The 14075-nt window shown below is 28.8% G+C and carries 11 protein-coding genes; 10 read left to right on the forward strand and 1 reads right to left on the reverse strand.

Features of this window, described 5'->3' with window-relative positions:
- Positions 1-173 precede the first annotated feature (173 nt).
- Entirely contained in the window at positions 174-536 is a 363-nt protein-coding gene (locus ABCP60_RS03550) for a phospholipase D-like domain-containing protein (protein ID WP_343101436.1), read from the forward strand.
- Positions 537-594: 58 nt separating this feature from the next.
- On the opposite strand, the gene ABCP60_RS03555 is transcribed toward ABCP60_RS03550, so the two are convergent.
- Complete coding sequence (locus ABCP60_RS03555) at positions 595-2193, reverse strand: peptide chain release factor 3 (RefSeq protein WP_092926110.1); 1599 nt, start codon at positions 2191-2193, stop codon at positions 595-597.
- A 379-nt stretch (positions 2194-2572) separates the two neighbouring features.
- Here ABCP60_RS03555 and ABCP60_RS03560 point away from each other — a divergent pair, with 379 nt between their 5' ends.
- From ABCP60_RS03560 to ABCP60_RS03600, 9 genes are all read left to right on the forward strand, one after another.
- Positions 2573-3244, forward strand: a complete 672-nt coding sequence (locus ABCP60_RS03560; protein ID WP_343101264.1) for a YkgJ family cysteine cluster protein — start codon at positions 2573-2575, stop codon at positions 3242-3244.
- Between the two features lie 413 nt (positions 3245-3657).
- On the forward strand, positions 3658-3921 hold the full coding sequence (locus tag ABCP60_RS03565) for a Mor transcription activator family protein (protein ID WP_343101265.1): 264 nt from the start codon (positions 3658-3660) through the stop codon (positions 3919-3921).
- A 300-nt stretch (positions 3922-4221) separates the two neighbouring features.
- Positions 4222-5739: a type I restriction-modification system subunit M gene (locus ABCP60_RS03570; RefSeq protein ID WP_343101266.1), complete on the forward strand. Its 1518-nt coding sequence runs from the start codon at positions 4222-4224 to the stop codon at positions 5737-5739.
- A gap of 12 nt (positions 5740-5751) precedes the next feature.
- Complete coding sequence (locus tag ABCP60_RS03575) at positions 5752-7023, forward strand: restriction endonuclease subunit S (protein ID WP_343101267.1); 1272 nt, start codon at positions 5752-5754, stop codon at positions 7021-7023.
- 127 nt (positions 7024-7150) lie between these two features.
- The gene (locus ABCP60_RS03580) at positions 7151-7909 is read left to right on the forward strand and encodes a hypothetical protein (RefSeq protein WP_343101268.1); all 759 of its coding nucleotides are present in this window, start codon (positions 7151-7153) and stop codon (positions 7907-7909) included.
- 240 nt (positions 7910-8149) lie between these two features.
- Complete coding sequence (locus ABCP60_RS03585) at positions 8150-9940, forward strand: TerB N-terminal domain-containing protein (protein WP_343101269.1); 1791 nt, start codon at positions 8150-8152, stop codon at positions 9938-9940.
- A gap of 127 nt (positions 9941-10067) precedes the next feature.
- Positions 10068-10361 carry a nucleotidyltransferase domain-containing protein gene (locus ABCP60_RS03590; protein ID WP_343101270.1) on the forward strand — a complete coding sequence of 98 codons (294 nt, stop codon included), beginning with the start codon at positions 10068-10070 and terminating at the stop codon, positions 10359-10361.
- Positions 10354-10743: a nucleotidyltransferase substrate binding protein gene (locus tag ABCP60_RS03595; protein ID WP_343101271.1), complete on the forward strand. Its 390-nt coding sequence runs from the start codon at positions 10354-10356 to the stop codon at positions 10741-10743. The genes ABCP60_RS03590 and ABCP60_RS03595 overlap by 8 nt, the downstream gene beginning before the upstream one ends.
- Positions 10744-10853: 110 nt before the next feature.
- Positions 10854-14018: a type I restriction endonuclease subunit R gene (locus tag ABCP60_RS03600; RefSeq protein WP_343101272.1), complete on the forward strand. Its 3165-nt coding sequence runs from the start codon at positions 10854-10856 to the stop codon at positions 14016-14018.
- Positions 14019-14075 lie beyond the last annotated feature (57 nt).

Here is a 14075-nt window from a genome sequence, read left to right on the forward strand (position 1 = left end):
AACGAAACATAGGAACGAAACGTTCCTCCAAAACAACAAGGAGAAAATAAATAATAAATTCAAATAAACTAATAACAAACACACAAAACAAAAACCTACTAAACGAACTACAAAAATACTTAAAAGAATGCAAATCATTCTACTTTAGCGTAGCATTCATAAACTTTAGCGGCCTGCAACTACTACTAGACACATTCAAAGAACTAGAAGACAAAGGAATACAAGGTAAAATAATAACATCAACATATCTAAACTTCACAGACCCAAAAGCACTAGACAAAATAAGAAGCTTCAAAAACATAGACCTAAAAGTATTTGTAATAAACAAAGAAATAGGATTTCACACAAAAGCTTACATATTTAAAAATGAAGACAACTACAAGGTAATAATAGGATCATCAAACCTAACACAAAGTGCACTAAAAAGTAATATAGAATGGAACGTAGAAATAATATCAAAGGAAGAAGCTCCATTTATACAAGACGTAATAAAAAAAATACAACAACCTTTGGGAAACAAGCGAAAATGCAAATAATTAATCCCCCTACGTTTAAAAATAGACGTAGGGGGATTAACATTTATTATTTATTTTTTTATAAAGAAGTTTCTTTTAAAACTATATTTTCGTTTCTCTCAATTAGAGTTCTAATAGACCATTCATTTTGGAATAACACTACTGGGTTGCTATTTTTATCCTCAACTAATAATGTATCCATTGGCATTGAAAGCTTACCATATTTGGAAAGATCATTTTCAATCCAACGTACATAGCGATAAGGTAGTGAATTCATTAGCATCTCAACACCATATTCTTGTTTTAGACGATATTCTAAAACTTCAAATTGAAGAACTCCAACTACACCTATAATAAGTTCTTCCATACCAGAATTAGGTTGTTTAAATACCTGTATAGCACCTTCTTCTGATAACTGTGTAATACCCTTTACGAACTGCTTTCTCTTAAGAGCATTTTTTGTAGATACTCTTGCAAAATATTCAGGCGCAAATTGTGGTATACCACTGTATTGTAAATTTGATTGCTTTTCACTTAATGTATCACCAATATTAAATATTCCTGGGTCATGTATACCTATAATGTCACCTGGGTAAGCAGTATCTATTATAACACGGTCTTGTGCTACAAACTGTTGAGGTTGAGAAAGTTTTATCTTTTTCTTTCTTTGTACATGATTTACTGTCATACCTTTTTCAAATTTACCAGAGCAAATTCGAAGGAATGCAATTCTATCTCTATGAGATTTATCCATATTGGCTTGAATTTTAAATATAAATCCTGAGAAGTTATCCGAACTAGGGTCAATATCACCTAAATTACTACTACGAGGAGTTGGTGGTGGTGTTATTTCTAGGAACGATTCTAAGAATGGTTCTACACCAAAGTTAGTAAGGGCACTTCCGAAGAACACAGGAGTTAATTCACCATTTAATATTTTATCTAAGTCAAAATTATCTCCAGCAATATCTAAAAGTTCAATATCTTCTAGTAATTTTGAATGAAGAGCATCACCTAATAAAGTATTAAATTTTTCATCAGATACATCTCCAGTTATAGAATTAGCAATAGATTGTCCATGGTTACCATCATCAAATAATTCAACTTGATTTTTATGACGATTAAACACACCTTTAAATTCTTTACCAGAACCAATTGGCCAGTTTACTGGACAAGAGCGAATTCCTAAAACATTTTCAATATCTTCAAGTAGCTCAAATGGATCCTTTCCTTGACGGTCCATTTTATTGATGAAAGTGAATATTGGAATTCCTCTCATTTTACAAACATGGAATAATTTCTTTGTCTGATCCTCAACACCTTTAGCAGAGTCAATAACCATTACTGCACAGTCTGCTGCCATAAGAGTTCTATAAGTGTCCTCACTGAAATCTTGATGCCCAGGAGTATCAAGTATATTTATACAAAAGTTATTATATTCAAATTGAAGAACACTTGATGCAACTGATATACCTCTTTGTTTTTCAATTTCCATCCAGTCAGATACTGCATGTTTTTGAGATCTTCTTGATTTAACTGATCCTGCTTCACGAATGGCACCACCATATAATAGAAACTTTTCAGTTAATGTAGTCTTTCCTGCATCGGGATGGGAAATGATTGCAAAGGTTCTTCTTCTTTTAACCTCATCAATCAAGCTTAAATTTTGTTGTGTCATTTTTTATCATCCTTTATTTTAATTTTATGATTATATAAATATAAAAAGCTATACTTAATAGTTTTAAAATGAACATAATTTTCTATGTACTATAAAAAACTACAGTCTTTTTGATATTATAACTTTATTTAAAAACTGTCAATATAGAAACTGACTAAAAGCTACATACTGTAACACTTTCTTTGTGAAAATATTATGAAAATAGTTTTACTATTTTACTGTATAACACAAAGTCCTCTTTAAGATTAAGAGGATTTTTTTATATAAAAACTAGACTATATAATATAGGATGATGATAAGTTGTAAGAATATTTTTAGTATGGTAATATCTTATTTGAAATTTAATAAAATCTAAATAATAAATGAGGATGAGAAATATATGAAACGAATAAATATACTAGAAGAAATATCAGATGGAAAATTATATGACATTGAAGACACAGTAAAAGCAGATACATGTGGTTGCGATGGATGTAGTGATTGTTGTTGTGATGTTGGAGAACTAGTAGTGCTTACACCTTTTGATATATATGAAATGGTGAATTATTTAGGTGTAGGATTTGATGAATTACTAGGAAACAAAATTAAATTACGTGAAAACAACAAAATTTTATTACCATATTTAAATATGCAAGATGATAATAAGAAAAGATGTAGCTTTTTAAATGAAGAAGGGCGATGTACTATTCATGCTAAACGACCAAATATTTGTCGTTTATTCCCTCTTGGAAGAGTGTACAAAGATGATGATTTTAAGTACTTTTTACAGGTAGGAAATTGCCCTAAAGAAAATTTAAAAGATGTTAAGGTTAAAAAGTGGGTAGGAATTGAAAACTATGATGAAAATAAGAAGTTTATTTTAGAGTGGCATAAATTTATTAAGGCATTAACTTTCCGTTTAAAGTTTGTAAGAGATGAGAGCGAAATAAAGGAAATAAATGAAATTTTACTAGATGAATTTTATCGTATTAAGATAGATGAAGAAGAGAATTTTTACTTTGTATTTACAAAAAAATTACCTAATATAAAAAATAGATTAGGTGTTATTTAAAAAGAGTATAGAAAAAATAAAAAAGTATAAATAGCAAAGTAACCATTATATATTAATACTATAGTTTTAAAAATAAGACTAAGTATTGAATAATTAAATAATTTAAAATATAGTCCTATAATAAAATAAGAAATCAAGCTTTTAGCGTTAGTTAGGAGCTTGATTTTTTTAAAATACTTTTAATTATTACTATGGAAAGATAAGTTTTCATCTTTTGATTTTCCTAAAATGATTATAGAACGTATATTAATATGTAGCTAGACATAATTGAATATAATAGTGAAGCATAGAGAATATGATTAAAATAAATATTATGTTGAAATAAGCAGAATAAATAACGTTTATATAGGTATATATAGGTGGTAAAATAATTATAAGTATTACAATCTATATCTATTATATGGAGGGATATTATGCTTAAGTATCTAACTAAAGAAGATTTACCAAAGTCTTTAATTGATATTGAAGAAGTAATAGGACTTGATAATGTTAAGGAACTTATAAAGTTAGCTGGTGGAAGTAGTGTTTATATACCTAGTGAAAATAGTGTATTAAAACCTATTAGAAATAAGATAATTAGAAAATCTTTTAATGGTAACTATAAAGAGCTATCTAGAAAGTTTGGTATAAGTGAAGTACAAGTTAGAAATATCATCAATTCAAATATAACATATTAAATACAAAGAGGAACGTTTCGTTCCTCTTTACTTGTAAACTTAAAATATATAAATTTTCTGGTATTAATAATGAAAAAGAATTTAAAATGATTATTCTTGAGGTTTAAGGATAATATTTAACGAAATAGTAGCTGTTAATTAGCTACTATTTTTATTTATATAGAGAGTTAAAATCTATGCTATTTAACAGTATTAACCACATAGATAAATATGATAAATCTTATAATCACAAATAAGTAACATTTTTAATATGTAAAATGGTAAAATAATTAAGTAGAAAAAATAGAAAGAGGTAAAAACATGGAAAAGCTAACATTAGAAAAATTAGAAAAAACACTATGGGATGCTGCAGATATACTAAGAGGAGAACTAAACGCAGCTCAATACATGGATTACATATTTGGACTATTATTCTTAAAAAGATTAAATGATCAATTTGAAGTAGAACAATTAGAAAAGAAAGAAGAATTTAAAGCAATGGGGCTACCAGAAGAAGATATCAATCTACTTGTAGAAGATCCAAATATATACGAAAACTTTTATCTACCAGAAAGAGCTAGATGGTCAAACTTAAAAGATATAACAATAAACATAGGACCAGAACTAGACAAAGCATTTAAAGCAATAGAAGACGAGCCTAAAAATAGTGAGCTAAATGGAGTACTAACAACAGCAAACTATAATGATAAAGAAAGAGTACCAGATAAAAAACTATCTCAACTATTAATATTATTTAGTAGTGTAAACCTAGCAAGTAAAAACTTAGAAAATAAAGATGTATTAGGTAACGCATATGAATATATGATAAAACAATTTGCAGACCAAGGTGGTACTAAAGGTGGGGAATTCTATACACCAGAACAAGTAGTTAAGACACTTGTAGGAATAGTGAAGCCAAAAGAAGGAGAAGCAATATATGACCCAACTACTGGTTCAGGAGGTATGCTAATACACTCTACATACTACATAGAAAACAATGGAGGAAATCCTAAAAACGTATCATTAAACGGACAAGAGATAAACTTATCAACATGGGCAATATGTAAAATGAACATGCTATTCCATGATGCAACAGGAGCAGTAATAAAAAAGGGAGACACTATAAGGGAGCCAAAGCACACTAAAGGTGGAGTACTTGAAACTTTTGATGTGGTACTTGCAAACCCTCCATTTTCTCTTAAAAATTGGGGAATAGATGAAGCTAAGGCTGATGCTTATGGTAGATTTGTTTATGGTATACCACCAAAGAGTTATGGTGACTTGGCATTTGTTGAGCATATGATAGCTAGTTTAAATTCTAAGGGAAGAATGGCTACAGTAGTTCCTCATGGGGTGCTGTTTAGAGGTGGTGCTGAAGGAAAGATAAGAACTGCTATTTTAAAGGATGATTTAGTAGAAGCGATAATAGGACTTCCTCAAAATATATTCTATGGTACAGGTATACCTGCTGCTGTGATTATGATAAATAAGGACAAGGATGAAAATAGAAAAAACAAGGTACTGTTTATAGATGCATCTAATGGATTTGTGAAAGATGGTAATAAGAACAAGTTAAGGGATGAGGATATAGAGAAGATTATAAGTACTTTTGATGGTTTTAAGAGTGTGGAAAAGTATGCTGAGGTTGTTGAGTTAAGTGCTATTGAGGAGAATGATTATAATCTAAATATTAGTAGATATGTGGATACGACTGAGGAAGAAGAGATGGTAGATATTGATAAGGTTATTGGTGAAATAAGGGATGTGAAGGCAAGACTTGGTGAGAATGAGGTTAAGCTTAATGGATTTTTAAGAGAGTTAGGATTTGGAGAAATTTAGGAGGTGAGTGTGTTGAAGGAAGGTTATAAGAAGACTGAGGTTGGAGTTATTCCTGAGGATTGGGAAGTTGTCAAGTTAAGTGATTGTACCGAAAAAATAACTGATGGTTCACATAGTTCGCCCGTACCAGTAGAGGGTTCAAATTATAAAATATGTACAGTGGCAAATATGAAGGGTAATTCACTTGATTTAAGTTCTTCGGCTAATATTTCAGAAGAAGATTTTGAAAAATTGACAAAAAATGGATGTGGACCGGAATATGGAGATGTTTTACTATCAAAGGATGGAACTATTGGAAAAACAATTTTATTTGAACAATCAAATGAGAATGTTGTACTATTATCATCTATAGCGATATTAAGACCATCATCAATAAAGCTTAATGGAAAGTATTTAAATCAATATTTAAGGGATTCTAGAACTTTAACAAGGATGACGAATACAAAGACAGGTTCTGCAATAAAAAGAATTGTATTAAGAGATATAAAAGACTTAAAAATAGTACTTCCATGTTTAAAAGAGCAAGAAAAGATCGCTGAGATTCTTTCTACTGTTGATTGTCAGATTGATGATACTGAGAAGCTTATTGAGAAGTGTAGGGTGCTTAAGAAAGGTTTGATGCAGAGGTTGTTGACTAAGGGGATTGGTCATACTGAGTTTAAGAAGACTGAGGTTGGTGAGATTCCTGTTGGTTGGGAAGTTAAAAAATTAGAAGAAATATGCTCGGTAAAAGGAGGCAAAAGGCTTCCAAAAGGATATCAATTATTAGATGAAAAAACAGATAATCCTTATATAAGGGTTGCCGATATGTATGAGGGTGGAGTTAAACTAGATGATATAAAGTATGTGCCAAGTGAAGTTGCTGATAAAATAAAAAGCTATAAAATAGCTAAAGAAGATTTATTTATTTCTGTAGCAGGAACTTTAGGTATAGTAGGTATGGTACCAGAAGAATTAGATGGAGCAAATTTGACAGAAAATGCAGATAAATTGTGTGACATAAAAATAAATAAAGAATTTTTGATGAGGGTTTTACAATCAAAATCAATACAAAATATTATTGAATCTGAGAAAACTACAAGTGCACAACCAAAATTAGCTTTGACTAGAATAAGAGAGTTTAGCATTCCAATTCCATCAGATGAAGAACAAGAAAGAATAGCAGATATATTAACATCAGTAGACAATGAAATAGTAGAATATGAAAATAAAAAACAAAGATTGCAAGAACTTAAAAAAGGATTAATGCAACAATTATTAACAGGAAAAATAAGAACAATATAAATGTACTTTCAGTTGGAAGTTTACGAGATGCTGGAAATGCTATGATAATAGAAGACTTTATTTCTAATATTGAGATAACATTAAACTTTAAAGATAAATAATATAAGAGAAATTATGGAGGAGTAGAGTGAGTTTTGAAAAAGGATATAAAGAATGGTTTGAAGAATATTTAAGTGATGTAGAAAGTCCATTTGATTATCAACACAATAGTATATTGCTAAATAAACCTAAAAAATTCAAACCAATAAAGTGGTTTATTATAAATTTTTTTAGCATTGTAATATGTATGATTATATCGTTTTATCTTTTAAGATATACAGATAAGATAAGTGTATGGTTTAGTAATTTATTTATGAGTATCTCTTCGGGGCTATTAGCTAGTTTGATTATTTTAGCATTTACAAATTCTCGTGATAGAAATATTACATACTATGAAGAAATAATTCCATTACTTAAAGATAGATATAAAAAATTAAATTATGCATACCATTACTGTTGGCCTAAGTTATCTATAGCATACCAAACATGTAATGTTGAAGACTATTTTAAATATAGTCATTATTCATCTAATACAAATATTGTAATAATTAATTTTATGGAATATTTAATAAACACATTTAATTTTAATAGAAAATTTCCTTATAGTGAAGAAAAATTAAATGCAGCTACTGAAAAGGTATTAGAAGCAAGCAACTTATGTCAGAAATTATATTATAAAAGTGAGTATGAGTTTAAAGGAAAATTTAAAGAAATAAAAGATTTACATGAAGAAGCATCAAACAGTCCTTATGAAATTTTACAGACTTTAGAATATATAATTGAAGAATTAGAACAAGAATTATATAAAATAAAGTATTACAAAAAGAAAAAGGTAAAGTTTGAATAAATATCGAATGAGTTTTGTTATCAACAGAGGAGCTTCGTACCTCTGAATTTCTTCCGGGGGTGCGTAATTTGATATTTCATGTTAAGTTTATGCATTAATAGGTATATAATCCATCAAAATCATTTATAAATTAAGTATAATTATAAAATAAGTATCAGAATACCTGGTACTTATTTTTATGCTAAAATAATACTAGAGAAATATGTATTTTATTAACATAAAAATAAAAGGGGATATAATATGGGATTACTAAAAATATTTAACAAAATAACCACAAGAAAAGAAGAATCACAATTTATAGATATACCAAAAGATATAGTAGACCTACTATGGTTTAAAGATGGAAAATACAAAAACTTCATAGAAAACAAAAATACCGAAGAAATAAACATAGGAGGAATAATTTTCACAATAACAACATCCTACAGTACAGAGCCAAGCCTTATAAGCACACAAGATAAAATAGCAAAACCTATACTAAGCGACATAGAACCTCCAGGATATTACCCATCATATGAGAAACTAACGCCAGACCAACGGTATATATACCTACAATGGATAAAAAACATAGACAGTGAAATAGATATAAGCTATGTATTCATATTTTACTACGGGCTAGAAAGACACCTATTTACAGGAAACTTTATAAAAGCATGGGAAACTATAAATAGATTAAGAAAACATCATAAAAATAATTCATTTATTAATTACTCAACAAATGCACTAATAGCTAGTTGTATAGTACATAATAGAGCAGATTTATTTATACAACTACTACAAAATCTTGATGACATAGATGATATAGTAGTATCTGATTTATACTTACTTGCAAAACATAAACTAGGCGGAGAAATTACACCAAAAGAAATAATGAAAATAGCAAGTAGAGTAGGATTTAAAAATAACAGATACTTAAAAAATGATGAACAAATATTTGAAAATGAATTAACCAATATAATTATAAATAGATTTAACAAAGTAAATATAGAATTATCAAATATAGACTTACACAAATGCCCACAAAAACCAGTTATGATAATGGCAAACTATTCAATGTATACAAATCAAAGGATAGTAGAACTACCAAGCATAATAGACAATGAAGAATTTAAATCCCTATTAAATGAATTACTAACACAAGCACATGAAGCAACAAAACGTACTCTAAAAGATCTAAGAAAAAATGGAGCTTATATGCCTGTAGTAAAGAAAGAACACAAACCAAAGTCAAAAAAGAAGCCAGATAGAGTTTATAATAAAAGTATTTTATTTGATAGAGTAGATACCACAAGGTTTGATGTTAATGAAGAATATTATATCAATTATATATGCCCAAACTGTAAAGAGAAGGTAGATAAAATGCCTGTATCAAAAGATAAGTGTTCTTTATGTAAGAGTGATATACTAATAAAGAACAGTATATTTACAGGGGAGAAAGTAGCATTAACTATACAAGAAAATATAGAGATGAATGATATAAAAAATGAGCGTGTAAGAAGGAACTTTATTAATAACACTATAGCCAATTCTCAGTTAGATATTAATAATATAAGAAGAATAGTAGATGAAAAAGGTATTACCATAGAAAATGTATTAATTGATGAAATTAAAGAGATAGCTATTAAAAATAAAGAATCTAAGGACTTCGGTATATATAGATGTAATATATTAGATATAGGAAAAATACATGAGCGTGTAGGTGAATTAGAAAAGGCTTTAGATATATATTTAAAAGTTTGTTATTATGATCTAAATGGGGCTTCTAATTCTTATAATCCCTTTGACAGTGAAGATATATTTTTAGCACCTACTGTTATTGACTGGATAAATAAAATAATTAAAAAGTTAAATCTAAGCGAGGAAGATGTAGAAGCTAAGTTTAGAAATGTAATGAGTGAGAGTAAAGAAGATGGTATGTTTATGAAAGATAATATAGCCTTAAAATGTATGAAAAAAGCACTAAATGAAGTTGTAAATATAAGAGGTTCATATAGTGAAGTTCTAGAACAAATTGTGGAAAGTACAAATTAGGAAACTTATGTTTTAAGAGACTAATAGTTTTATATGAATATAGAATTATGATATATGTTATAATGGGTATATAATATAGAAATAAATAAAAGCAATTGTGAAATATTCATAATAAAGAGGTGAGTAAATGATTGAAGAAAAATTAAGAATAGAGTTAGAAAATATATTTAAAAAATATAAAGAAATAGAAAAAGTAATTTTATTTGGTTCAAGAGCTAGACAAGACAATAAGTATAATTCGGATGTAGATTTATGTTTATTTGGTGAACAAATAACTCACTTAATACAAGCAAAAGTAGCTATGGATATAGATGAGATAAATACACCTCTAAGCTTTGATATATTAAACTTCAATGAACTAACTAAAGAAAAATTGATTGAAAACATAATGAACGAAGGGATAGTAATATATAATGGCTAAAAAATTAGATGAAAGAAAAGAAGACTTTAAAAAAGCATTAAAAAGGCTTGAAGAAGCTTTAAATAAAGATATCACTGACGATATTATAATAGATGGAATAATACAAAGGTTTGAATTTACCTTTGAGCAAGCTTGGAAAGTAATGAAACTATACTTAGAGGACCAAGGGATATTAGATGAAGCATTAGCTCCAAGAAGTACGATAAGATGTGCATTTAAGCATAAGTTAATAAGTGATGGTGATATATGGATAGAAATGATGTTAGATAGAAATAGAACATCTCACATGTATGATGAAGAAACAGCAGTTAATATAGTTAAATTAGTAAAAGAAAAATATATCGTAGAATTTAATAAGCTAAAAGACTATTTAGAGTATTAATAAGTTATAAATAATAAAAGGTATTATCTAGTAAGCCAAGATAATACCTTTTTTACGTTTAAATATGATAAAATATTAGTATTATATACATAAAGCAAGGGGGAATAAATTTGAACCTAGGAAATGAATACACACTAGTAGAACTTCCTGCCATAGAGTATCTAATATCCTTAGGATATGAATATATAGATGGAAAAAAACTAACACCAGAAAATAATGAGCGTGATAGCCTAAACGAAGTAATACTAACAAAAAGAATATTTAACTCACTAAAAAAACTAAACCCAACAATAAGTGATGAAAACATAAATAAAATAATAAGACAACTACAAAGACCAGAATTCTTGGGAAGTGGTCTTCTTGAAATAAACGAAAAAATATACGACTATATAGTAAATCTACAGCTAACAGTAGACGAAATAATAGAAAATAAAAAAGAAAAAATAACAGTAAAACTAATAGACTTTGATAACATAAACAACAACGACTTTTTAGTAGCTAACCAATTTGTAGTAAAAGGTGAACAAGAAACAATAAGACCAGACATAGTAATATTTATAAATGGTATGCCAATAGCAGTACTAGAATGTAAATCACCTTTCAAAGAAGGAAACTCAAATGAAAACGTAGGAAAATATGATGGATTTCAACAACTAAGAAGATATATGAATGGTAGAGATGCAAACTTTATAGAAGGAGCAGAGCGTCTATTTTATACAAACTTTATAACAGGTATACTTAACAAATACACAGCATTTATAGGAACAATAAGCAGTGGATACAAGCACTATGTAGAATGGAAAGATGCCTATCCTTTAGAAAATACTAAAGTATCTGACTATAAAGAAACACCACAAAACATACTACTTCAAGGAGTATTTAAAAAAGAAAATTTACTTGATATAATACAAAACTTTATAGTATACGACTTAGACAAAGAAAACAGCATAAAAATAAAGAAAGTATGTAGATACCAACAGTTTAGAGCAGTAGAGAAATGTATGAAACGCATACTTGAAGGAAAAACTCCACTACAAAAAGGTGGTGTAGTATGGCATACTCAAGGATCTGGTAAATCACTAACTATGGTATTTTTGGCTAGAAAAGTAAGAAGTACTAAAAAAATAAGTGATGCTACTTTAGTAGTAGTAACAGATAGAACAGACCTTGATAAGCAAATATTTGAAACCTTCCAAAACAACTTAACCAACACTACGCCAGTTAGATCAGAAAGTATAGGAGAGATGAAAGAGCTACTAAGAAACTCTAACGCTCAGATAATAACTACAACCATACAAAAATTCCAAAGTGAAAAGGAAGAAGATAATATTGTTGGGTTAAGTGATGAGGAAAAAAATAATATAGGTAATTTATATCTTGAAAAAGAGTACGAGATACTATCTACTAAAAATAACGTAATAGTAATGAGTGATGAGGCACATAGAAGTCAATACAGCTCTACTGCTGCAAACCTTAGAAATGCACTACCAAATGCTACTTTTATAGGGTTTACAGGTACTCCTATTGATAAAGAAGATAAATCTACACCTAGAACCTTTGGTTCATATATAGATAAATACTCTATAAAGGATGCAGTAAAAGACGGAGCTACTGTAAAGATAGTATACGAAGGTAGAAGACCAGACTTACATATTAAGGGTGAAACTCTAGAAGATATATTTGAAAGAGAGTTTAGCGATAGAAGTGATGACGAAAAAGAAGCTATAAAAAATAAATATGCTAATAAAAGAACTGTGGTAGAAGCAGATGACAGAATAGAAGAAATAGCAAAAGATATGCTAAAACACTACAAGGACTATATATATCCAAATGGGTTTAAAGCTCAAATAGTATGTGTATCAAGAGATGCATGTGTAAAATACTATAATGCCCTAAAAAAGCATATGAAAGAAATAACAGGTGAAGATTTAGAGTGTAGGGTAATTTTCTCGGGAAGTCAAAATGACAAGCCTTATCTAAAGGAGCATCACACTACTTCTAAGGAACAAGAAGAAATACTAAAAGAATTTAAAAAGAGTACAAGTGAAAGTAAGTTATGTTTTATTATAGTAAAAGACATGCTACTTACAGGATTTGATGCACCAATAGAGCAAGTAATGTATTTAGATAGACCACTTAAAGAGCATACTCTACTTCAAGCAATAGCCAGAGTAAATAGAACTTGCGGAGATAGAAAAAAGTGTGGATATGTAATTGACTACTATGGAGTTTTAGACTTTTTAGAAGAAGCTTTAGCTATATTTGATAAAGATGAGCTTGGTAGTCCTATGGAATCTATGGATAGCCTACACAATGAGATGTTATCATACAGAGAAAATGTAATGAGAATGTTCACAGGAGTAGACAAAAACAACATAGATGATTTGGTTAAAGTAATAGAGCCAGAAGATAAAAGAGCTGAGTTTGAAGTAGCATATAAAAAATTTGCAGGAGCAGTAGAAAGTCTAATGCCTGGTAATGTATCAAAAAACATATTAAATGATGTAAAGTGGTTATCATATATTAGAGCAGCAGCAAAGATGAGATACAATCCACAAGATAAGCTAGACATATCAGACTGTGGAGAAAAGGTAAAAGAAATAATATCAAAGCACCTAGAGTCAAGTGGTGTAATAAGTTGGATATCTCCTATAACACTATTTGAATCAGACTTTGAAATGCAAATAGAAAAAAATATGTCTGATGAAGCAGTAGCATCAAGTATGGAACATGCCGCTAAAAACGTAATAAACGTAAAGATGGATGAAAACCCAGTTTACTTTACAAGTTTATTAGAAAAACTATCACAAATATTAGAAGAAACTAAAAATGATTGGGTAGAGAAAAAAGCAAGACTTAAAGAGTTTATAGATAGAGAATTAAAAAGTGGGCAAGAAGATGAAGCAAGTGACTTAGGACTTACAACTAAGGAGTTTGCAGTATTTGAAACACTAAGAAAAGTATTAGAAGGAAAAGAAGAAGACTTATCAAAAGTAGCTGAAGAAGAAGCTATATATACATCAGATGCAACAACAAACTTTGCAAAAGAATTCTCAAAAGAATTTAATGAGAAGATGATAAAGGAATGGCACATGACAGGCTGGAGTGAAAACCAAACTAAAATATCACAAGTAGATACTAAGATATATATGTATCTATTATCAAAATCAGCTAAAATAAGAGAAGTCTACGGACCAGAAACAATAGCAAAAATTAAAGAACTAAAAGAGCAAATACTAAAACTTGCTAAAATACACTACGCTAGTATAGATTAATTATATACACATTATCTATATGAACATCAAGTATAACATTATAAGTAGTGTATAGAA

This window comes from Romboutsia sp. MSSM.1001216sp_RTP31141st1_G3_RTP31141_220114, from assembly GCF_039031195.1.
Lineage (GTDB): Bacteria > Bacillota > Clostridia > Peptostreptococcales > Peptostreptococcaceae > Romboutsia_C > Romboutsia_C hominis.